The following is a 22,714-nucleotide window of genomic DNA, read 5'->3' as shown; positions in this document are numbered from 1 at the left end:
TGTTTTATAAAAATGATTTTCATTTAAATAAGTTTATATTATTTGTAATTATATATAATTTTTATTTTATTATTATAAAATTTCTTTATGAAATTGCAATAATCATTTATTATAAAATACAGATGAATTTATGTGTATTTTATTGTTGATTTTTCTGTAACTATATTACATATGCGTCATATTTTATGATAAATGTATTTCATCTTTCTTGATGAAGATATATTTTTCTATTTTCATTGGAAAAATAAGCCTGTAAGAAATGCTTAATTTCCTTATTAGAGAAGTCTTCTTTCTTACTTTTATGATGAGATTTCTGAGCATAAAAAATATATGTAAAATCAATTATAGTATTTAAGTTTAGAATTTGAATTCAAATATTTTATCTATATGTCACGCGCTAAAAAGAGGCTATAAGTTGCTTTTGGGTGTTCAAAGAACTTGTCAGTAATGCTTATGGCCGTCGAGAGACGATAACTGATTTGTTCGTTTCCGCACGTCTCAAAATTTATTTTTGAAATAAGCTAATTTAGTAAATGTAACTTACTATACTTCTAGCCTCTACTCATTATCTTCAGAAAGAGGAAATGAGGCGATTTCTGTATCAAGTGCATCCATAAAATTGATAATAAAAGCAGCATTCGTTCCCAAATCTCTTAGCAAATAACGAGAAGCAGAACGCATATCAACAAAAGTGGTATCCCCTTCATCAGTTAAACGAATGACAATGTCTGAAATGAAACCAAGGTAAAAAGTTTTAGCTCTCGTTTCAATATAAATTTCATTTTCTTCGCCTTTGAATTCTCGTTGCGCTACAATAGGCCAATCATAGGCTGCTAAAACATTGAGAACAGATTCGCGAATACGATCAGGTGAACCATCATAACGGCGCCCCGATAGTTCTGTCCATTGTGAGATCTGTATTGCTGCTTGTTCAGTCAATACACTCTTGAGCGGTAAAGCATCGCTGGGACGTATTGTGCGAAAAAAAGCTGGCGGGTTTTGTGTGTCGGTAGAAATATCGTAAAGAGCCGGTAAGGTAAACCAAAGTCCAAAAAATAACATCAATGGTGTAGCAGTTATGAGTGAATAAATGATTCCTTTTAAAGCTTTCATTCCTCCTAGGGCTCCATAGACCCATAAGCTGTAAAGTGCTTTTACAGCAAGAAAAAGAGAAATAATCACACAGCCAGTAGAGATACCTATCAAAATTATGAAATCAGTTACGTTAATGACGGAAAAACGTTGTAAAATGACTGAAAATAATAAAATAAAGAACGCCAATCCACCAAATCGAGGGGACCATACTGCTGCTCTTGCAACGAACCGAACATATCTCTTCTTCATGAAGTTTTTTCCCCTCAATTGTAAACTATAAGCCAAGTTTTTTCAGAGTGCATATCTTGCAAAAAGCTTCTGCTTATAAGAGAAAAATAAAGCACTTATTTTTGAGGTCAAGGATGCGTAATGTCTTATAAGTTTCCAGCGATTATTTTCGCACTTTATTGAAGGTAATCAGTATTTCTTCTATAGTTTATCATGTCATTGATGCGAACTTTATGGAAACGTTTGTAAATAAAAAGAAAAAACTCAAATAACAAGTTTTACGGTTGTTAGTAGCATATTTATTTAGAATTTTGATTTTTCTCTTCTGATTGCGGGGAGTTTTTTCTGTCAGATAATGCGTATCAAATAGGATATGATGATGTGCAATAGAGATTTCATTCTATCTCAATAAAAAATTTAGGGATCTACAATCAGACAAACCTGAATTCGAATATTCGATTAATAGAGGAAAAAGACAATCATTTTGATAGGCTTCATTTATTTTGTATAGAAAGTAAGATGTTGTACAAATGAGAGGTTAGTCCGTTTTTATTCATAAAATATGCGGCAGGTCGCAGATGAAAGGAAAGATTCACTTTCCTTTTTTGCAAGTGAAGAAGGAGCAAAAATACGTAAAATGACAAAACCTTCATTCAAATTTTTAGCAACCAAAACTGAATTAGCATTTTTTTTAGGTTTTGATTTTTTGAGTTCTATTATTTGTATTGGTTTTCCAATAATAAGATCGAGTGTATTATCAGGGGCTGTTCGGTCATTAAGGCTATAGAAAATAATTCCGTTGTGTGTGTAAGCAGCGAGTGACCAAAATTGTCGTGTTTTCAAAGCTTTTAAATGAACAGGTCCATTTTCAAGATTAAATCTGCAGACTTTAAGAAGAAAGAGTGGATCAGCAGATTGTTGAATAGGATTATCGGGAGTAAAAGCAACAAATTGATAAGGGGCTCCGGATTTTTTAAGTGCTGTCCATATATTATTTTGTGCCCAATAGGGGATGAGAAAGAGAACGCAAATATGAACGATAATAGCGCCAATGATTGCAAGAAGTGCGATATAAATGAATCTAGTCACAATTTATTTGTCCTGATGGAATTTGTTCTATTGATGGCATTGTAAGCTTTTGTAATGCCGTTGCAGAGATGATTGAGGTATCGTATAAGGTAAGAATAAGCCCGAATTCTTTTTGACTAACTGTTGCAAGCCAATTGCCGGCTTGCGGTGTAGGTGAAATATTGATGTGCAATGAGCCATCATGCTCATAAGTAACAGCGTTCGTATGGAGTTCAAAAGGTATTTCTTTGGATGAAGTATAGGGCTTTAGGGATTTGTCAGCTGTATAAAGGGTAAAAAGACGGGTTTCAGGGATGGTTCCTTTGAGCAAATAATGACAGCGAGAGTGGAGTGGACGCCCTTGGTTATCTTGCCAAATCTGGAATTGAATACCTTCAGTACGTCCGAGTGAAACAATGCCTTGTTTAGCGGTGCGGGCGCGGGTATAGGGATCCATATTGGCGGTTCCCATTTTTGGATAAGCACTCCATTTTCCAATTCTAAAGCGTTCAAAATGAGAAAAGGAATTGAGCACATAATCGACACTTAGTTTTCCACATAAAATGGAAAAAGCGAAGATAAAAAAGAAAATGGTGATATTAAAAAACATTAGTGAATATCTTGAATTCAAAATGTTGAATCTCCAGTTGTTTTCATTTTCAAAGAAATTGCAGATGTTTTTTTCAGATCTTTGTTAATCAATCGCACGATATTTAATGTTTCAGGAGAAAGCGTAGAGGGTATCGGGGGAAAAAATTCAGAATCTGCATGGGAAGAAAGTACTGGGGGCTGATAAGGAAGGAGAGAATCTTTAACACCATAGAGCTGTTTGAGCATGATATTTTGATGTGCAGCAAGCATGATGCGATGCCATATCATGGCAGGAACGCCACCCCCAAAAGCACGATTCATCGGTGAAAAGTTATCATTTCCCATCCATACCGCTCCAGTATAATTGCCTGTAAAGCCAACAAACCAAGCATCACGATAGGATTGTGATGTTCCAGTTTTCCCAGCGACAAGAGTCATGGGCAGAGCAGCACGCTTACCAGACCCTCGTGTTGTGACACCCACCATCATTTGGTTCATATAGGCAGCTGATTGTCTGCTGAGAACTCGGTGTAACTTATTTCCGTTATGCTCGAAATCCCATACCACATGCCCATCGATTGTTCTGATTTGCATGAACCCATGCCGATTACCAGCTATCCCGCCATTCGCAAAGACATTAAAGCCAGTTGCTTGATCCATGGGGGTCATGTTGGAAGTGCCAAGAACCATCGTTTTGTGTGATAAAATATGCGCGTTAATCCCCATATTCTTGATGAGATCTATAATGGGTTGGGTATCGCGGTGAAGATATTGATAGGTGAGATACACAGGGACTGTATTAATGGAAAAAGCTAAAGCTGTTGCTAAATCAATTTTCCCCAAATAACGACCAGAATTATTTTTGGGTGTCCAACCTCCCCAATTAATAGGAGAATCTAAAACGATTGTTGAGGGAGAAAGTCCGTGTTCCAGTGCGGTTGCGTAAACATAAGGTTTGAATGAAGAACCAGTTTGCCGTCCGCCTTGTGTCGCTCTGTTAAATTGGCTCTTTTTATAATCTAGTCCTCCAACAATTGCGCATACGGCACCGTTATTATCGAGTATAACAGTGGCAGCTTGTGTTACGCGATATTGTTGACCATATTGATGTAAATGATATGCAATTGATTCTTCTGCTGCTTTTTGAATATTCGGATCAAGGGTCGTTTGAATAATTAAACTATGGCTTGGAAGTTGATTACGCATTTTTTTGACTTCCTCGAATGCCCAATCAAGAAAATAATCAGCCTGATTATTTTCTATTTGGGGAAGTGCCCTAGCAGGGTGGCGATGCGCATTGATAATCTGGCTCTTCGTCATAAAGCCACTATTAACAAGATTAGAAAGGACTACATTGGCACGTGTTTGAGCTGCAAAGAGATGACTATGAGGAGCATATTTTGTTGGAGCTTTAAAGAGTCCTGCTAACATAGCAGATTCACTTAAAGATACATGACGTATGTTTTTTCCAAAATAAAATTTTGCAGCTGCTGCAATACCAAAATTGTTTCCTCCCATATAGGCGCGGTCAAGATAAAGTTGCAAAATCTGTTTTTTGCTAAAATTTGCTTCTAGCCAAAGAGCAAGATAAGCTTCTTTGATTTTACGTGTTATGGTTCTCTCGTTTGTTAAGAATAAATTTTTAGCCAATTGTTGTGTGAGAGTTGAACCACCTTGCACTACACCTTTAGCTTGCATATTTTGTGAAATTGCCCGTGTAAGTCCTTGAAAATCAATACCCCAATGATCGAAAAAACGACGGTCTTCTGTAGCAAGAACCGCTTTAATGACAGTGTCAGGCATTTCTTCAACGGGGACAGAGATTGCCGGCAGTGCACCACGGTGCCCAATGGAATTTCCATAGCGATCTAGAAAAAGAATGGAAAAGTTTTTAGGAGAAGACCAATCTGTTTTGGTCAGTTCAAAAACAGAAATGCCCAAAATAGTGAAAAGAGTAAATCCCATCAACCCTAATGTCAGTATTTCATCGAGAACTTCAACGATAAAACGTTTCCATCCTTGAAGATGAAAATTTTGTGAGATGATTTTTGCCTTTTTCCAGAAAAAACTGTTAGCAGAACGAATGTGATAAAGCGCTGTATCTAATCGTGCGTCTAATTCAATGAGAGCAGGACTGTGAAATGGCTTACGGTGTTGCCTTTTCTTTTTTTTAAAAAAATCAAACATTTAAAGAGAGCCTATGGCAAAGAAATACAACCAAACAAATCTACGATAATTATATGGAGTAGAAGTATTTTTTTGCTATAGTGCTAACAGAGAAAGAGTTTATTTTAGAATTATTCATTTTTCGTAAGATAGTGTATTAAGATTTTATTATTTTATCTAATAAATTTTATTCTCATTATTAAAAATATTTTATTTTGAGTTTTTAAAAATTTAAAGTAATGTTAATGCATTCTTCTGTAAGATAGAGGATAAATTATTTCCATTTGTGATTTTTAAATCGACCCAAAAAAGCCATTATTTCTTTTATCCTTTATCAAGGAAGAGAAGAGGTGGGTTAGTGAAATATTTATGATGAAAAAAAAATTCTTGTTCGTAATAATAGCAGCTTTTTTAGGAGCAGATTCTGTTCTAGCTTCTGGGTGTGCTGAAGTAGGTAAGAAGGTTGCTGCGCAAGAGAGCGGGGTTCTCGTCCGTTCAAACCCAGTTGTTCAGGATGGAAAGGGCATGTGTGCAATTGTGATTGTTGTACCAGCCCGTAATGGGGAAAAGTTACGTCGTGTTGAGTTTTTTGTTCCTGCTGATTAGTCTTTGGCAGATGGTGTTGTGATGCGTATCTTAATCGTTGAAGATGATCGGAATCTTCATCATCAATTAGCAGAAGCTGTAAGACGTGCAGGATATGTTTCCGATAGTGCTTTCGATGGTGAAGAGGCTTATTTTTTAGGGAGCACAGAGTCTTACGACGCGGTGATACTTGATATAGGTTTACCGTATATTGATGGTATTCGTGTTGTTGAAAAATGGCGTCAAGAAGGGCACTCCATGCCTGTTTTAATGCTAACGGCGCGAGACCGTTGGTCTGATAAGGTGCACGGTATTGATGCTGGGGCTGACGATTATGTTGTGAAGCCATTTCATTTGGAGGAAGTGATGGCGCGTTTACGAGCATTAATTCGTCGCGCTACGGGACATGCGACAAGTGCATTATGTTGCGGAAATGTTTTGTTGGATACGAAGACGTCCCGTGTTTTTGTGGATGGTCAGTTGATTAAACTAACATCTTATGAATTCAGACTGCTTTCGTATCTCATGCATCATTGTGACAGGGTCATTTCAAGAACAGAACTTACTGAACATCTTTATGATCAGGATTTTGATAAGGATTCGAATACGGTGGAAGTCTTTGTAGGTCGGTTACGGAAAAAGCTTGGAGTGGATTTGATTGAAACTATTCGAGGAATGGGGTATCGCGTGAGAACGCTAGGTGATTAATGAATACTTTCGAAAAGAATAATTGGTCTAGGAGGTTCTTTTTTGTAATTACTCGATCTCTCAGTTTACGTGTTATGGTCTTATCAACATTATGGGTTGTTATTTCTCTTTTATCGATTTCTGCAGTAAGTATTTTATTTTATAAACGTTCAACTGAACAAAGCCTAGAGCGTATTCTTTCTGCTCAACTCTACAGTCTTATTGCAACAGTGACGGTGTCATCGGAAGGTACTTTGAGAGGAGGGGCTGGGATTGATGATATTCGTTATTCTGATCCAACAACAGGATGGTATTGGGAAGTTGTTGCGATATCTCATAATTTAAAAGGAAGATTGACATCCCCCTCATTGGGAACAGGCGAGATATTTACACCAAGTGATGTTGATATACCTTTTGACAATAAGTTCTTTCGCTCTTATCGGATAAAGGGGAACAATGGTCAAAAGCTACAAGTGATTGAGAGTGATGTTGTTCTTGATAATGAAAATCATATTGCACGTTTTCGGCTTGTTGGGAATATCGATGAAGCTCATGCCCAAGTAAAGGAATTTAAGCGAACTTTGCAAATTTTTCTTTGGAGTTTTGGTATCGGGAGTGTTCTTATTAATATTGCTATTATTTTCTTTAGTTTTCAACCGTTGAAGCTTATTCGACGCGCATTGAATGATATTCGCGAAGGAAGAGTTCACTATGTGAATACGAATTTAGTAAGCGAAGTGATGCCGCTTGTACAAGAGATGAATGCTCTCATTAATAATAATCAGCGTATTATTGAGCGATTTCGCACACAGGTTGGTAATCTTGCGCATTCATTGAAAACGCCTCTATCCGTGATTATGAATGAGACAGATAAGATGCGCGGAGAAAAGGCTTGTTTGTTGAGAGAGCAAACGCAAATAATGCAAGCTCAAATCAATCATTATCTTCAGCGTGCGCGGATTGCAGCACAATGCGATAGTATTGTCTATCATACGTCTGTTCGCAGTGTGCTTGAACGTTTGGTGCGGGTTATGAAAAAGCTTAATCCTGAAAAACAAATTCAATTTATTATGGATGTTGATGATATTGTTTTTTCTGGAGAGAAGGAAGATTTAGAAGAAATTATAGGGAATTTGATTGAAAATGCTACTCAGTGGTCTCGAGCAAAGGTTTTGATCTCTTGTTGTTTAGAAGAAAATGTTGAAGAAACAGAATATTTTAGTATCTTTGTAGAAGATGATGGCCCTGGTTTAACAGAAGACAAAATGGAGGAAGCATTAAAAAGAGGGCGGCGGTTTAATGAAAGTAAACTAGGGGCAGGCTTAGGGCTAGCAATTGTTTCAGATATGGTCAGTGAATATGGTGGCAAGCTCTTTTTATCACGTTCTGATTTGGGTGGGTTGTATGCAAAAGTTTTATTACCTAAGATGGGAGAATAACATATTTTCTCCTTAAGCAAGAAATGTCTATAAAGTTTGTAAAGCAGTATTTTCAGATAATACATAAAGAGTAGGGAAACATTGTTTTTAGTTTCTTTGTTTAGTTGATATATACAAGAAAAATGGACAATAGATTTTATAATATTTTCCATGAAAAAATGAATTTTTATCAATTCACATCACTCTTCTCATGAAGAGGGTAAAATGTAAGCGAGACATTCTCTGTTCGTATTGGAAAAAAGTGATATGCTCTTATTAATTTTTGCAGCATTTTTTCTGACTTTTCTGGCAAGTATTCTTTTTCGTTCACTACGTTTTGACGATGAGATAAAGAAAGAATGGAAAGTTCAAACCGTGGATGGTTATAGAAGTCATAAGCATACGATTGAGTTTAACAAGCTTTATATGCATTATAAAAAAAGAAATATTCTTAAGGCTTTAAGTATTTTATTTGTTCTTCTTATGACATGGAATATTTATGGGCTGACAGGCAGTCCAGAAGTGAAAAGTTATTTTTTTAGCGAATTAATGGATAAGGATCCTAAAACTCTTAGTAAGCAAGAAAAGCTTATTCGTTTACAAGTGCTTTTTTTCCGTGCACCTCATGATGGCAAGCTAGCAGATGCGTTAGCGGTAGGGTATCTCGAAGAAAGCCTTTTTCAAGAGGCTGTGAATACTTATTTAGACGCACTTCGTTTGAATGGAGAAACAGCTCCAAGGCTTGTAGGATATGGTTTAGCATTGGTTGGTTATGAAGGGGGAGTGATAACACAAGAAGCACAAAATGCTTTTCAAAAAGCAGCAGATTTAGCGCCAACAGATTTTTATCCACGTTTATTGTTGGCCGATGCATTGCATCAAGCAGGAAAAACTGCGCAGGCAGTGCAATTTTTACAAAGCTTTCTTGATACAATGCCTGAAAATTTTTCAGGACAATCACGTGTTAAAAAAATGATGATTCAGTTACATGATTTATCGAGTGAGCATACAAAGAAAAGCAATCATCGCCAATTGAGATGATGAAATATAAAGAGAAATGCTGTTTAGAAAGACAAGAGAAGTAATCTCTTAGAAGTAGGTGTTTGTGAAGAAGATTGAAGAACAGAAATGAAGAATGTAAAGAGCGTGATATAAGTGGTTATAGGTTAAATAAAAATTGGTTGTAAAACTAAAAAAGGAAGAAAGATATTGATAAGCTTGTTAGCAAAGGTGAGGTATTGGATAAAAAGTTGCACCTATGTAGAAGATGTGCAAAGCTCTTAAAAAATGAAATATCGATACTCATTATAACATATTTAATTTTTTCGTAGAGTGTCTATGAAAAGTCAATCTTTAAAGAATTCTTCTTCGTTGAAGGTTATTTTAGAGCAGCGAAAAAAAAAGCGCTTGCTGATCATATTATTATGTTGTTTGGTTATGACAGTTGCAGCAAGTCTTATAGTGTATGCAATGCGTCATGCGGTCAGTTTTTTTAGAATGCCCTCTGAAATTACAAGAGAAGATATTTTAACGGGGCGCCCTTTGCGTTTGGGTGGCTTTGTTGAAAAGGAGACTGTTCAATATGTTGGAGAGAGAGGCGTTATTTTTTTTGTAACGGATAACAAAAAACATGAAAAAGTGGTTTTCAACGGTGCCTTACCGGATCTTTTTCGTGAAGGTCAGGGGGTGATTGTAGAAGGGCATTTCGATAAACAGGGTTTTTTTGTAGGGACGCGTATTTTAGCAAAACATGATGAAACTTATATGCCTAAAGAAACAGCTGATCGTTTAAAAAAACATTACATTATGGAGAAATAATTCGAGTGTGCTTGTCGAACTGGGTCATATTTTTTTAGCTGCAGCATTTTCAGTAAGCTTATTAGGGGCGTTCTTACCTGCTTTAGGTTTTTGGTGGAGAGAGCGTTTGTTAATGCAAACAGCTGTTCCTCTAACATATATCACTTTTACATTACTGCTTTTATCTTTTTTAGTGATAATTTATGCTTATGTTGTATCTGATTTTTCTGTTTTGAACGTTGTTGAGAATTCTCATTCAGAAAAACCGATGCTCTATAAAATTACCGGTGTTTGGAGCAACCACGAAGGCTCTATGTTGTTATGGGTTTTAAGTCTTGCTTTTTTTAGTGCATTGATGGCCTTTTTTAGCCAACATTTGCCAGAAGATTTTAAGACGCTTGTTTTAATTTGCCAAAGTTGGATTACAAGTGCTTTTCTTTTATTTATTCTTTTTGTATCCAATCCATTTTTACGTGTGAATCCACCAGCATTGCAGGGAAATGGTCTCAATCCTCTTTTACAAGATATCGCATTAGCAATTCATCCACCGCTACTTTATTTAGGTTATGTTGGTTTTTCACTCTGTTTTTCTTTTGCCGTTGCGGCATTGATTATGGGACATGTTGATAGAGTTTGGGCGCGTGGGATTCGTCCGTGGCTTTTACTTTCTTGGTGTTTTTTAACATTGGGTATTATGGTTGGCTCCTATTGGGCTTATTATGAGCTAGGATGGGGGGGCTATTGGTTTTGGGATCCTGTTGAAAATGTTTCGTTTATGCCTTGGCTTTCAGGAACGGCTCTTTTACATTCTGCTCTTGTTCTCGAAAAACGAGAAATATTGAAAAGTTGGACTTTGTTTTTAGCGCTGCTTACTTTTTCTCTTTCTCTGATGGGAACTTTTCTTGTGCGTTCGGGGCTTTTAGTTTCTGTTCATAGTTTTGCTGTTGATCCAGCACGGGGGCAAGCAATTCTTGCGCTTTTATTTTTTTTTACGGGAGCGGCTTTTCTTCTTTTTGCTTTGCGCACCCCTATTTTAAAAACAGAAAGATTTTTTCAACCAATTTCACGTGAAGGGTTTATTGTTTTAAATAACTTGTTACTTACAACAATAACAGCAACAGTATTGATTGGTACGCTTTATCCTTATTTTATTGAGATATTAACAGGACAAAAAATTTCTGTAGGGGCTGCTTTTTTTAACCTTACCTGTGGACCGCTAATGATTTTGCTGTTGTTGTTTGTTCCGTTTGGAACAATGACGGCATGGAAACGCGGTGATTTTCTTGCAGTTTTTGAACGGTTATGGTTTGTTTTTGTATTGGCTGCTATCGTCTGTTTTATAATATTTTATGCGACATCTTTGCGTGATATCTTTGCAGTTTTAGGGATTGGGCTTTCAGCGTTTGTTTTTCTAGGCAGTTTAGCGGATCTATGGGGAAAGAGTGGATATGGCAAGAGAGCTTTTTCAATACGCGTTAAGAGATTTCTTGGATTGCCATGGTCTACTTTTGGTGCAGCAATAGCACATATGGGATTAGGTGTTACATTATTTGGTATTGTTTGTGTGGCAAGTTTTGGGCAAGAACGTATTTTAATCATGAACGTAGGGGATAGGGTGACGATAGCGGATAAAACGCTTCATTTTGATGCAGTGTATGAAGGTGTTGGTTCGAATTATTCGGCAATGGAGTTTTATTTTAAAATATATGAAAATAAAAACATTGTGGGTCATGTAACAGCCTCAAAGCGATTTTATTCAAGCCAAAATACATCAACAACAGAAGTTGGTCTTCAAAATCATGGCTTATCGCAGCTATATATTGTACCAGGGCATACCGATAATCGGGGTCTTGTTGTACACATATGGTGGAAGCCTTATGTAATATGTATTTGGTTAGGGGCATTCATGATGGCTGTAGGCGGATGTCTTTCTCTTCTGGGGTATTGGTTTCGCATTGGCATGTACAATAGGGTACTGCTTGCTTTAAATTTTTGGAAAAGACATTGAGATGAAAAAAAATCTTTGGATTTTATTTTTTTTAATTGCAACGTTTCCTTTTCGATTAGCAATAGCAGTAGAGCCGGATGAGATTTTAAAGGATAAGGTTCTTGAAGCGCGAGCACGCCATATTTCATCACATTTACGTTGTCCGGTTTGTCAAAATCAATCAATTGATGATTCAGATGCTGCTCTAGCACGTGATTTACGGCTTTTAATTCGGGAAAGGCTAAAAATGGGCTATAGTAACCAGCAAGTCACTGACTTTCTTGTTGAACGATATGGTGAATTTATTCTCTTGAAACCACCATTGAATAAAATAACTTGGTTTTTATGGTTTTCGCCTTTGATCATCATCATCATTGGCACAAATATCATATTTTTCCACTTAAAACGGAATAATCATGAGAAAATAATGAGTTATCTGAATGAAAAAGACAGTCAAAAATGCCATTGCATTAAAAAAGATGTTACATAAAAGAAAAAATCGGCTCATCTGCAATGAGCATACAATCTTATTATAATTATATTAGGGGATACTGAAACCTTACAAAACTTTAATAATTTAGACAGAAAACGGTAAGGTCTAGTATTTTATAAGTGATCGCAATTGGAATAAAGGTATAATTGAATAGGAGCATAGAGTAAATGATTAAAAAGGCTTTCTTTAAAACGTTTGTCGCAGTGAGTTTTTCTGCGATATTGGAAAGTGCACTGTTTTTTAGTGGATGTACATCAAGCTTGTTGATGACAAAGGCTCATGCAAGTTCTGTATTTACTTCGTTAATGCAACAACAGGGATTTGCCGATATTGTTGCTCAAGTGAAACCAGCAGTTGTAGCAGTACAAGTAAAGAGCAATAAAAAGAAAGAAGATAGGTTCTTTAGCAACTTTTTTAGTGGTCCAGGATTTGATCAATTACCAGACCAACATCCTTTGAAAAGATTTTTTAAAGAGTTTTATGATTTTGATAAACCTAAAAATAAATTTCCCCACCAATCACGGAGACTCCGTCCTATTGCTTTTGGATCGGGTTTTTTTATTTCGTCTGATGGTTACATTGTAACCAATGATCATGTGATTTCTGACGGAACAAGTTATACTGTTGTTCTTGATGATGGTACAGAATTGAACGCAAAGCTTATTGGGAAAGACCCCAAAACCGACCTTGCCGTATTAAAAGTAAGTGATAAAAGAAAATTTTCCTATGTTGATTTTGGTGATGATTCAAAGCTTCGTGTTGGGGATTGGGTTGTTGCCATTGGGAATCCATTTGGTCTTGGTGGAACTGTGACAGCAGGTATTGTTTCTGCACGTGGACGTGATATTGGCACTGGTGTGTATGATGATTTTATTCAGATTGATGCTGCTGTTAATAGAGGAAACTCTGGTGGCCCAACATTTGATCTTAATGGAAAGGTTGTTGGGGTTAATACAGCAATTTTTTCTCCTTCTGGAGGAAATGTTGGGATTGCTTTTGCTATTCCGGCAGCGACTGTAAAACAGGTTGTACAACAACTTATTGAAAAAGGTTCAGTTCAACGTGGTTGGTTAGGTGTTCAGATTCAGCCGGTAACAAAGGAGATTTCCGATTCAATAGGTTTGAAAGAAGCCAAAGGTGCTTTGGTCACTGATCCGTTAAAAGGGCCGGCAGAAAAGGCTGGTATTAAAGCGGGTGATGTAATTATTTCCGTGAATAATGAAAAGGTTGCTGATGCGCGTGATCTGGCGAAACGTATTGCAAATATTAAACCAGGAGAAACGGTAACCATAGGGATTTGGAGATCAGGTAAGGAGGAAAGTATCAAGGTTAAACTCGCTTCAATGTCTGAAGATGAAAGTAAGAAAGAGGCTTCAAAACATTCAAATGAACGGGGTGATTTAGATGAAACATTGGAAGATTATGGTCTGATTGTTATACCTTCTGATGATGGTGTAGGGGTTGTGGTAACGGATGTCGATACCGATTCAGATGCTGCAGATAAAGGGATACGCCCTGGAGATATCATTGTGACAGTAAATAATAAACCGGTTAAAAAAGTCTCTGATATTGTTAGCACAATCAAAAATGCTCAGCAGTTAGGACGAAAGGCTATACTCTTACAAGTGCGAACAAATGATCAAAATCGTTTTGTTGCTCTTCCAATTTTGAAAAAATAAGGCTTTAGTTGTAGGACAAATGTTTATTAAATGTTTGTCCTACAACATAATAAAATAATGGAGATACGTTTTATGAAGATACTCGTTATTGAAGATGATCATGAGACGGGGCATTATCTCGAAAAGGCTTTTTTGGAAGTAGGGCATTCTGTTGATGTTGCTTATGATGGGGATACGGGATACGCTTTAGCGACCACGGAAAATTATGACGTTATGGTTGTTGACCGAATGCTTTTGCATCGTGATGGCCTTTCTATTATTGCTGAATTGCGCGCTAAAGGCAATGAAACACCGGTTCTTATCCTTTCGGCTTTAGGGCAAGTTAATGATCGTGTAACGGGGTTGCGTGCAGGGGGAGATGATTATTTGACAAAGCCTTATGCTTTTTCTGAACTTCTTGCGCGTGTTGAAGTTTTACAACGGCGGAAAAATCCTAAAGAAGCAGAAACTGTTTATTGTGTAGGTAATCTTGAACTTGATCGGCTAGCACATACGGTAAAACGGGGTGATAGAAACATCCTATTGCAACCACGAGAGTTTCGTTTACTTGAATATTTGATGCGCTATGCGGGGCAGGTTGTTACACGCACTATGCTTTTGGAAAATGTTTGGGATTACCATTTTGATCCACAAACGAATGTCATTGATGTCCATATCTCCCGTTTGAGAGCCAAAATTGAAAAAGATTTTGATGTTCCCCTTCTCCATACCGTGCGTGGAGCTGGATATATGCTGAAAGCACCAGATAACAAAGCATGAATCGTTTGATTAATATAATGCGCACGACGGCGCTAAGGCTTTCAGCACTTTATATTTTATTGTTTGGCTTGGTGGCAACAGGGCTTTCTATTTATATGACGGCATTTTCTGCTTCATTGTTAACAGAGCAAACTGAACAGGCTTTACATGAAGAATTAAAGTATATTGAAAATGCTTATAATTATGGGGGATTATCCTTATTAATGCGCACTATTGATTATCGTTCAAGACAACCAGGAGCATTTCTTTATCTTGTCACGGATTCTATGGGGCGTATTTTAGCAGGAAATGTAGCACGTATTGAATTAGGTCTTTTGAATCAGAGTGGTTTTATTTCTACCTCTTTTTTGTATTCTCGTTTTGGAGAACATGGCAAAACAAGTGAACATCGCGCTTTGGCGGTTATTGTTGATTTACCTAATGCTATGAAGATTCTTATAGGACGCGATTTGGATGAGCCAGAACGTTTTGCAGTGGTTATTCGTAAAGCTGTGATCATTGCACTTGCTGCAATGGTTGGAGGCGCTTTACTCATATGGTTTTTTGTTGGCAGGAGAGCTTTACAAAGGATTGATCATGTAACGGCTGCATCACAGCGCCTGATGGATGGTGATTTCAGTGGGCGTTTACCTGTTTCTGGAGTAGGGGATGAGTTTGATCGATTGTCAACTAATCTTAATGTTATGTTAGACCGCATTGAAGAGTTAAATATTGGTTTACGTCAAGTATCAGATAATATTGCTCATGATCTGAAAACGCCGTTAACGCGTCTTAGAAATCGCGCTGAAGAAGCGCTTTCAGGAAATAAGACAAAGCTTGAATATCGTCAGGTCCTTGATAGGGTTATTGCAGAATCAGATCAACTTATTTGTACGTTCAATGCGATTTTAATGATTTCACGTATTGAGGCCAGCAGTGCAATTGAGCATCTTGAAATGATGAATATGAAACTGATCCTTGAAGATGCTGTTGAGATTTACGAACCTTTTGCTGAAGAGTCAGGTGTTTTACTTCGGTTGGGGAATATATTTGATAAAGAGCTTAAGTTGAATCGTGAGCTTGTTGCACAATCAATTTTTAACCTTATAGATAATGCCATTAAATATGCTTCTAAAGGTAAAAGGAAAGCGGAGGTTTGCTTATCAATGGAATATCGTGATGAACATTTGTTAGTTGTTGTGAGTGATAATGGACCAGGAATAGCAGAGGATAAACTTGAAAAAGTGACAGAACGATTTGTTCGTCTTGAAGAAAGCCGTACACAACCTGGGTTTGGGATTGGTTTAAGTATAGCAAAAGCAGTTATGAAGCTTCACGGGGGTGAATTGTTACTTGAAAATGCAAATCCAGGGCTTAGGGCTGTTTTGTTATTTCCTTAAAGACATTTTTCTTCACTTTTCTCTTTTCATACGTAACAACTATTTTAAAAGTATAAAGCAATAGAAAGGAAGGCAAAATGCTTTTCAAGGGAGCGCAGACGAAACAAGCTTTTTTAAAAACACAGCTTCTCCCTTTATGCCCTCTCGATAAAAGTGGTTCCCAATGGTTAAAAGACATGGAAGAACAAGCACGGAAAGAAGGTTTAGAATCGCTTGTTTCCCTTATTTCAGAGAGTGGAACGCAGATAGTTTTTATCAGTTCGGTTATGACCTTATCTCCTTTTTTGCGTGAGGTTTTAATTGCCAATCCATCATATCTTAGTGCTTTATTAAATGTTGATATAGAAACAAGGCTGAGCGAAATTATAGATGATATTACGGCTATTGATAAGGATGAATCTATAAATGAAACTTCATTGATGGCTGCTTTAAGGCGCAAAAAACGAGAAGCGCATGTTCTCATTGCTTTAGCTGATTTGAGTGGTGTTTTTACTTACGAAGTTTCATGTGTTTGGTTGACACGTTTGGGCGAAGCAGCATTAAGTGTAGCGCTGCGTTTTCTATTAAGAGAAGCGCATGATCATGGTAAGATCAATTTATTAAGCCGTGAAAATCCAGAAAAAGACTGTGGTTTAATTATTTTAGGGATGGGAAAATTAGGAGCAGGGGAACTTAATTATTCTTCTGATATTGATCTTATTGTTTTCATTGATGAAACATCACCTCATATTGGTAATCTTTCTGAAAGTGTTGACGTATTTTCTAAAATGGTACGCCGATTAATCCGTATCATTCAAGAACGCACTGCGGAAGGATATGTTTTTCGTCTTGATTTTCGGCTTCGTCCAGATCCAGGATCAACTCCTTTGGCTCTACCAGTAAGGACTGCCTTGCGGTATTACGAAGGGCGTGGGCAAAATTGGGAACGAGCAGCCATGATTAAAGCACGTCCAGTTGCTGGCGATAAGAGGGCAGGTTTTAACTTTCTTAAAGAGCTTTTTCCCTATGTGTGGCGGAAATATTTAGATTACGCTGCTATTGCTGATATTCATTCGATCAAACGTCAAATTCATGCGCATAAAAATTACGGTCAAATTGCAGCTTATGGGCATAATATAAAGTTAGGTCGTGGTGGTATTCGTGAGATTGAGTTTTTTGTTCAGACACAACAGCTCATTGCTGGTGGGCGTTTTCCTCAATTACGTGGACGCCAGACAGTTGCAATGTTAGCAGAACTTCACACGCTTGGTTGGATCAGTGAGAAAACCAGAAATAGCCTTATAAAAAGTTATGCTTTTCTTCGAAATGTGGAACATCGTATTCAGATGCTTTTCGATGAACAAACACACCTTCTTCCAAATGATATTGCTCAATTCACAAGTGTTGCCTATTTAATGGGTTATCAAGACAGCAGCAGTTTTATCCGTGATTTATTAAAAACACTTCAGGTTGTTGAAAAACATTATGCAGCACTGTTTGAGAATGAGCAAGAACTTGGTTTAGAAATTGGTAATTTAGTTTTTACAGGTGAAGAAGATGATCCGGAGACATTAATAACGTTAAGCCGTTTAGGCTTTGAAAGAGCAAGTGATATTTGTCGTATTATGCGTACTCTCCATTGTGGTCGTTATAAAGCAACGCAATCAGCCGAAGCACGCGAGAGATTAACGGAATTAACACCAGCTCTTTTGAAAGCTTTTGGTGGGACAAAACGAGCTGATGAGGCGATGTTGCGTTTTGATAGTTTTTTACAGGGCTTACCTTCAGGAATTCAGCTTTTTAGTCTTTTGCAGTCTAATCCCTCTCTTTTGGATATGCTTGTCCTTATTATGGGCGCTGCTCCACGTCTTGCAGAAATTATTACACGCAGATCCCATGTTTTTGATGGAATGTTAGATCCGAATATTCTTTCAGAATTACCAACAAAAACGTATTTAGAAAAACGGCTTGAATATTTTCTTGAAAATATCTTTCCTTATGAGGAAATTCTCGATCATTTAAGAATTTTTGCAGATGAACAACGTTTTTTGATTGGTATTCGAATTTTGAATGGTGCAATTACAGGAGAAAGAGCGGGTTTTGCTTTTACTGCGCTTGCTGATCTTATGATTACAAAAACATTTGCTGCCGTTCAAGAGGAATTTTCTCGTCTTCATGGTAGTGTTAAAGGGGGGCGTGTTGGCATATTGGGTATGGGGAAGCTTGGAAGTCGCGAATTGACGGCAGATTCCGATGTTGACCTCGTTTTGCTTTATGAACACGATGATGATGCAGAAATATCTGATGGAGAAAAGCCTCTTTATATCTCTCAATATTATACGCGTTTAGCACAGCGCCTCATTTCTGCTTTATCCACTCTTACAAGCCAAGGTGTTCTTTATGTCGTTGATTTAAGGTTACGGCCGTTAGGCAATAAAGGACCTGTTGCTGTTTCTTTTCCATTTTTTAAAAAGTATTATCGCCAAGAAGCATGGATATGGGAATATCTTGCTTTAACAAGGGCTCGAGGCATTGCAGGAGATCCTGATTTTTTACAAAAGCTAGAAAATGAAGTGTGTGCAATTATTGCTATTTCTCGTGATAAGAAGGAAGTTGCAAAAGAAGTATGTGAAATGCGTTCCTTGATTGCAAAAGAAAAGCCGCCAAAAAATCAATGGGATTTAAAAACGATGTCTGGTGGCATTATGGATTTGGAGTTTATTGCTCAATTTTCTCTTATTACGCATGTCATTGAGTTTCAAATTGGAGCAACAACAGCTGATATTTTAGATCACTTACCAAACAGTTTTCTTAATCAGTCATGTATTGCTGATTTACATTATGCCTATCGTCTTTATACAAATTTGAGTCAAATTATACGGCTTTGCTTAAATGATTCTCTTGATCCCAATAATATGCCACCTGGATTAAGTGACCTTTTGTTAAATAGTGTTGGGGAACCTGATTTGCTTCGTGTTGAAAAGTTAATTGCAGAAACTGGGCAATTGGTCTGTTCAGTTTTTACAAAAATCATGAAACATTAAAATAATTCTATAAGAATAATAAAAATTATTAATTCCATTTTTATATATTAATTTTTGTCTTTTATTTCATTACACGCTTGAGAGGGTTAGAGTGAAGTTCTCTACTGATTTCTCAAGTGTGATGAAAAAAATTCTCTGTTAAATGTGCCATTCTAGGTGTCATTCTTTATACAAAAAGCGATTAGTGACGAGATTAGTGAATGATATTCTTTATGAATCTTATCTCCTGTATATGAAAAAGCATATGGGTCATTTATTAAGCAGCAGTATATCAGATACATTTATGAATTAAGAGATATTCAACACAAGAATATATGCAAGAGTATTTTGATCGTACAGATTTATATAAAAACTTATAGAGATTATGTCTCATTACACTAATAATACCAACATATTGAAATCAATATGATAAAAATCTTTATTGATTACATACCTCATTTTTTCAAAAAAATGACATTATAATTATTTGTATAATTATGGATAATAATGATTAATATGAAGCTATAAAAGATAATATGTAATAATTAATGGAAATACAAAGCATATTTAAAGTTTTTTATAATATTATTTATTAAAACTACTTTTATTTTTTGTAACTGTGTCATTTTTGCTATAGATTTTTTAAAAAAAATGTGAAACGATTTACTATTATTTATGTATCACATTAGCTTTTAGGGGAGCAATTATGATTACAAAGTATTTAGTCTCAACATCTATCTTTTCTTTAATTTCAATTTCTGTAGTACAAGCGGCGGATGTCATTACTCCTGAACAGCCTGTTCCTGTTATTGCAGTTCCTGCTTTTTCTTGGACAGGATTTTATCTTGGAGGACAGATTGGTAGCTTTTCAGGTAAAACAACTGCAAGTTATTTAAAAGATGAGACGGGGATATGGAATCCAATTGGAAAGGAGGATTTACCTAAACTTTCTGGTTTTATAGGGGGAGTTTATGCAGGTTCCAATATTGATATCGATAATGGTTTTATTATAGGTATTGATACGGATATTATGTGGTCTGATAAAAAGAGTACAAAAGATATTAATCGACCAAAAAAAAGTCAAACTGAAGAAGCTTCTTCAGAAGAAACAAATCTAACAAGAGATTCTCATGAGGAGGATTCGGCAATACCTATTGAAGCTGTACGCCATACTTTAAAACAAAAATGGGCTGGTGCTACGCGGGTGAAAGTTGGTTTTGCGATTGAGCGTGTGATGCCTTATGTTTCTGGAGGGGTTGCTTATACGCAGCTTCAGAATATTTTTGGGTTAGTTGCTGATAGCAACAACAGAGCAGTTAATTTTTCTGATTGGTTGCATGACGAAAAAAAGACCATGATTGGTTATACCCTCGGGGGTGGTGTTGATTTTGCAATGACTGATAATGTTATTGTGCGTGCAGAATACCGTTATTCAGATTTTGGTAAAAAGAAGTTCGTGCATGATAAATTTGAAATGGGCTACAAGACAAACGATTTCCGCGTAGGTGTAGCTTATAAATTTTAAATTTTTGCAGAATTAAAAATTCAAAAGTCTCATTTTCGAATGAGGCTTTTATTTTTTAGATATGTGCTGGAAAATATCCTTCACTCAAAAGAGCTACTATTTTATTCGAACAATACTTTGATTTGTAAATATAATTTACCTTTTTATGTTGAGTGAGAGCCCCAAGTATCATAAGATTTTCTCATTTTTAACCTATACCATGTTGAACCAATCAAAACCATGTTTTTTGTACGTCAAAGGAGGGAGAGCCGTGAGATAAAAAACATTAAAGAAAGAATAAAAATGCCTCTTATGAACCATCTCAAGTGCCAAAGGCTGTCGCTAGATTGGGGGTGGCAAAGTGTGAGATTTGATACTAGTTTGCTTTTTCATATTGATACTAGTTTGCTTTTTCATAAATGTAAAGATGGTGCTACTAAATGGACTTATCATCACATTATTCATAGGTGCCATGGGGAAATGGATTTGGGTGCTTTAAAAGATGCTTTTTTAACAAACACATGAATTGGCAACTTAATGGCGTTTTGTTTTATTTGAAATACCTTTCATACAATCGACTTTTCTGTTTTTCGTTATCGTAAAATATTTTATTTAATATTATAAATAATAATTTATAGTAATAAAATAATTATAAAGAGTATTATAAAGTGATTTATAGGAAAAATAGATAGAAAATTAGAAATTTATCGAGACATAAAAAACATTGTTACCTATGCCTGTTATCGAAATAGAATCTATAATTTTTTATAAATCTTTTAAATGTACGATAATAAATGTCGAGTGAAATAAGAGAGAATAATTTCAAATCTATTTACGATAAATCAATCAGCATCGTTTGTTTATCAATTACAAATAGGTTGGGTTATTGAAATTATATACTTTAGTTATTATTGGGATTTTTTAGTCATTGATTTTCAGGTATAGAAGCTGAATAAGCTTCTCTATTATTCTATAAAATATCATCACTGTAGTGATATAAGGATTTTATGCATTAGATGCTTTTGGAGGAGTGTATGATGAAATTCAAGGCGGGATTTGTGTGTAGAGCTTTGTGAAGCAAATCACATGCACAATTAGCAGGTGGAATCCGTGCGACAAGAATCTGGATTATTTATAGATCAGGTGTGGTAGAAATTTTCGTCCTTTAGGACGGGAAGGAAGTAAACCAATGAGTTTGTAAAGCCAGTCATATAAGAGGGGTAGCAGATGGAATTCTCTGAGAGAAATTGATTTATCGACAGAGAAAGTGGAACTTTGTCGTTTAAAGAGAAATAAGAATTATGATTTCCAAAGGGATATGAAATAAAAATACTTTCGTTTTTGGTTGTTTTGGCAACTATGAAGGTGTTTAAAGATTAATTGTTTCAGTACATGCAATCTCGTTTTGGGGGGTTATAATGCTATAACGTTGCAATTGGCAGTGCCATTGATTTTGTAAGCGTTCAATGGAAAATAAATTAAAGCCTGCGGGTGGTTTTTTATCACCAAAAGCTTGTGATGCGGAAGGAACACCAACAATAGGAATTTTTTTTATAGGTCCTTCAATGTAATTCAATGTAGGTAAATGAGTATGTCCGTGAAGAATAAGTTCGCAACCGTGATATTTGATAACGTCTAGAAAACGTTTTATATCTCGTAGTTTTTTATGCCAAGATGTTGCCTTGGGAAAGGGGGGATGGTGAATCATGACGACACGAAAAAGGTTACGCTGTGCTGCTTCCTTTAAAAAGAGTGGTAAAGTTTGCGCTTGTATTTTACCAAAATAACCAGAAGCTTGAAAAGGTGGTGTCGCGATGGCTGAAGAAGTTGCTATAATGGCGACATTTTTGCGAATGCGCATATAAGGAAAAAGAAAGGCGCTTTTTTGAGGGACGTCACCTGTGATCCAAGGTTTAAAAAGAGTACATGCTTTTTGGAAAGCACCGCGGACATAGGCGTCATGATTTCCAAATGTCAAGGAAATATCTTGAGGTTGTCCTAAGTTAAGTAGCCAACGATGTGCTTGTTCAAATTCCTTATCTAGAGCAAGATTCACAAGATCACCAGAGATCACAAGATGATCAGGTTTTTTTTTGTTTAAGGCATCTATTAAAGTTTCTAGGACATTTGTTACCATTTGACTCTTACGTTTTCTTTGCCAATTCAGATAACCGGTAAGACGCTTTCCAGAAAGTTCAAAAAGGGAAGGTTGCGGGAGAGGGGAAAGATGTACATCCGATATATGGGCAAGATAAAACATAAAAGCTCGTAGAGTA

Annotated in this window: 17 protein-coding genes; 12 read left to right on the top strand and 5 right to left on the bottom strand. The window is 36.3% G+C overall.

What is annotated here, in order from left to right:
* Positions 1-558: 558 nt before the first annotated feature.
* From ACFIKB_RS04185 to ACFIKB_RS04170, 4 genes are all read right to left on the bottom strand, one after another.
* Entirely contained in the window at positions 559-1,344 is a 786-nt protein-coding gene (locus ACFIKB_RS04185; protein ID WP_375652896.1) for a DUF1499 domain-containing protein, read from the bottom strand.
* 528 nt (positions 1,345-1,872) lie between these two features.
* Positions 1,873-2,412, bottom strand: a complete 540-nt coding sequence (locus ACFIKB_RS04180; RefSeq protein ID WP_375652895.1) for a hypothetical protein — start codon at positions 2,410-2,412, stop codon at positions 1,873-1,875.
* The gene (locus ACFIKB_RS04175; RefSeq protein WP_375652894.1) at positions 2,405-3,001 is read right to left on the bottom strand and encodes a DUF1214 domain-containing protein; all 597 of its coding nucleotides are present in this window, start codon (positions 2,999-3,001) and stop codon (positions 2,405-2,407) included. Before ACFIKB_RS04175 ends, ACFIKB_RS04180 begins: the two co-directional genes overlap by 8 nt.
* 17 nt (positions 3,002-3,018) lie before the next feature.
* Positions 3,019-5,169 carry a transglycosylase domain-containing protein gene (locus tag ACFIKB_RS04170; protein WP_375652893.1) on the bottom strand — a complete coding sequence of 717 codons (2,151 nt, stop codon included), beginning with the start codon at positions 5,167-5,169 and terminating at the stop codon, positions 3,019-3,021.
* Between the two features lie 348 nt (positions 5,170-5,517).
* Between ACFIKB_RS04170 and ACFIKB_RS04165 the strand changes: the two genes are divergently transcribed.
* The 12 genes from ACFIKB_RS04165 (at position 5,518) to ACFIKB_RS04110 (ending at position 20,459) form a co-directional block, all read left to right on the top strand.
* The gene (locus ACFIKB_RS04165) at positions 5,518-5,754 is read left to right on the top strand and encodes a hypothetical protein (RefSeq protein WP_375628179.1); all 237 of its coding nucleotides are present in this window, start codon (positions 5,518-5,520) and stop codon (positions 5,752-5,754) included.
* Positions 5,755-5,775: 21 nt separating this feature from the next.
* Complete coding sequence (locus ACFIKB_RS04160) at positions 5,776-6,441, top strand: response regulator transcription factor (RefSeq protein WP_012754861.1); 666 nt, start codon at positions 5,776-5,778, stop codon at positions 6,439-6,441.
* On the top strand, positions 6,441-7,859 hold the full coding sequence (locus ACFIKB_RS04155) for an ATP-binding protein (RefSeq protein ID WP_375652892.1): 1,419 nt from the start codon (positions 6,441-6,443) through the stop codon (positions 7,857-7,859). Before ACFIKB_RS04160 ends, ACFIKB_RS04155 begins: the two co-directional genes overlap by 1 nt.
* Positions 7,860-8,105: 246 nt before the next feature.
* On the top strand, positions 8,106-8,879 hold the full coding sequence (locus ACFIKB_RS04150; protein ID WP_375635738.1) for a tetratricopeptide repeat protein: 774 nt from the start codon (positions 8,106-8,108) through the stop codon (positions 8,877-8,879).
* Between the two features lie 297 nt (positions 8,880-9,176).
* The gene (gene ccmE / locus ACFIKB_RS04145; RefSeq protein ID WP_375635737.1) at positions 9,177-9,656 is read left to right on the top strand and encodes a cytochrome c maturation protein CcmE; all 480 of its coding nucleotides are present in this window, start codon (positions 9,177-9,179) and stop codon (positions 9,654-9,656) included.
* A gap of 7 nt (positions 9,657-9,663) precedes the next feature.
* Positions 9,664-11,643, top strand: coding sequence for a heme lyase CcmF/NrfE family subunit (locus tag ACFIKB_RS04140; protein WP_375644857.1), 1,980 nt, complete (start codon positions 9,664-9,666; stop codon positions 11,641-11,643).
* Between the two features lies 1 nt (position 11,644).
* Positions 11,645-12,112 (top strand): cytochrome c-type biogenesis protein CcmH, encoded by a 468-nt coding sequence (locus ACFIKB_RS04135; protein ID WP_375635735.1) that lies wholly within the window; start codon positions 11,645-11,647, stop codon positions 12,110-12,112.
* A gap of 170 nt (positions 12,113-12,282) precedes the next feature.
* Entirely contained in the window at positions 12,283-13,794 is a 1,512-nt protein-coding gene (locus ACFIKB_RS04130; RefSeq protein ID WP_375635734.1) for a Do family serine endopeptidase, read from the top strand.
* 72 nt (positions 13,795-13,866) lie between these two features.
* A complete protein-coding gene (locus tag ACFIKB_RS04125) occupies positions 13,867-14,553 on the top strand; it encodes a response regulator transcription factor (RefSeq protein ID WP_012754868.1) in 687 nt (228 codons plus the stop codon).
* Positions 14,550-15,932, top strand: coding sequence for an ATP-binding protein (locus tag ACFIKB_RS04120; RefSeq protein ID WP_375635733.1), 1,383 nt, complete (start codon positions 14,550-14,552; stop codon positions 15,930-15,932). Before ACFIKB_RS04125 ends, ACFIKB_RS04120 begins: the two co-directional genes overlap by 4 nt.
* A gap of 77 nt (positions 15,933-16,009) precedes the next feature.
* Complete coding sequence (locus ACFIKB_RS04115; RefSeq protein WP_375635732.1) at positions 16,010-18,955, top strand: bifunctional [glutamine synthetase] adenylyltransferase/[glutamine synthetase]-adenylyl-L-tyrosine phosphorylase; 2,946 nt, start codon at positions 16,010-16,012, stop codon at positions 18,953-18,955.
* 685 nt (positions 18,956-19,640) lie between these two features.
* Positions 19,641-20,459, top strand: coding sequence for an outer membrane protein (locus ACFIKB_RS04110; RefSeq protein ID WP_375644858.1), 819 nt, complete (start codon positions 19,641-19,643; stop codon positions 20,457-20,459).
* A gap of 1,348 nt (positions 20,460-21,807) precedes the next feature.
* On the opposite strand, the gene ACFIKB_RS04105 is transcribed toward ACFIKB_RS04110, so the two are convergent.
* Entirely contained in the window at positions 21,808-22,698 is an 891-nt protein-coding gene (locus tag ACFIKB_RS04105; RefSeq protein WP_375635730.1) for a metallophosphoesterase family protein, read from the bottom strand.
* Positions 22,699-22,714: the final 16 nt, after the last annotated feature.

It is taken from the genome of Bartonella sp. MR110HLJHH (assembly GCF_042194225.1).
In the GTDB taxonomy this organism is placed as follows: domain Bacteria; phylum Pseudomonadota; class Alphaproteobacteria; order Rhizobiales; family Rhizobiaceae; genus Bartonella; species Bartonella grahamii.
This window is presented reverse-complemented; position numbering and strand designations above follow the sequence as displayed.

Excerpts from the sequence above, each read along its gene's own strand:
- ACFIKB_RS04185 (WP_375652896.1), bottom strand. The coding sequence starts at position 1,344 with ATGAAGAAGAGATATGTTCGGTTCGTTGCAAGAGCAGCAGTATGGTCC.
- ACFIKB_RS04175 (WP_375652894.1), bottom strand. The coding sequence starts at position 3,001 with ATGTTTTTTAATATCACCATTTTCTTTTTTATCTTCGCTTTTTCCATT.
- ACFIKB_RS04170 (WP_375652893.1), bottom strand. The coding sequence starts at position 5,169 with ATGTTTGATTTTTTTAAAAAAAAGAAAAGGCAACACCGTAAGCCATTT.
- ACFIKB_RS04165 (WP_375628179.1), top strand. The coding sequence starts at position 5,518 with ATGATGAAAAAAAAATTCTTGTTCGTAATAATAGCAGCTTTTTTAGGA.
- ACFIKB_RS04160 (WP_012754861.1), top strand. The coding sequence starts at position 5,776 with ATGCGTATCTTAATCGTTGAAGATGATCGGAATCTTCATCATCAATTA.
- ACFIKB_RS04155 (WP_375652892.1), top strand. The coding sequence starts at position 6,441 with ATGAATACTTTCGAAAAGAATAATTGGTCTAGGAGGTTCTTTTTTGTA.
- ACFIKB_RS04150 (WP_375635738.1), top strand. The coding sequence starts at position 8,106 with ATGCTCTTATTAATTTTTGCAGCATTTTTTCTGACTTTTCTGGCAAGT.
- ccmE (WP_375635737.1), top strand. The coding sequence starts at position 9,177 with ATGAAAAGTCAATCTTTAAAGAATTCTTCTTCGTTGAAGGTTATTTTA.
- ACFIKB_RS04135 (WP_375635735.1), top strand. The coding sequence starts at position 11,645 with ATGAAAAAAAATCTTTGGATTTTATTTTTTTTAATTGCAACGTTTCCT.
- ACFIKB_RS04130 (WP_375635734.1), top strand. The coding sequence starts at position 12,283 with ATGATTAAAAAGGCTTTCTTTAAAACGTTTGTCGCAGTGAGTTTTTCT.
- ACFIKB_RS04125 (WP_012754868.1), top strand. The coding sequence starts at position 13,867 with ATGAAGATACTCGTTATTGAAGATGATCATGAGACGGGGCATTATCTC.
- ACFIKB_RS04120 (WP_375635733.1), top strand. The coding sequence starts at position 14,550 with ATGAATCGTTTGATTAATATAATGCGCACGACGGCGCTAAGGCTTTCA.
- ACFIKB_RS04115 (WP_375635732.1), top strand. The coding sequence starts at position 16,010 with ATGCTTTTCAAGGGAGCGCAGACGAAACAAGCTTTTTTAAAAACACAG.
- ACFIKB_RS04110 (WP_375644858.1), top strand. The coding sequence starts at position 19,641 with ATGATTACAAAGTATTTAGTCTCAACATCTATCTTTTCTTTAATTTCA.
- ACFIKB_RS04105 (WP_375635730.1), bottom strand. The coding sequence starts at position 22,698 with ATGTTTTATCTTGCCCATATATCGGATGTACATCTTTCCCCTCTCCCG.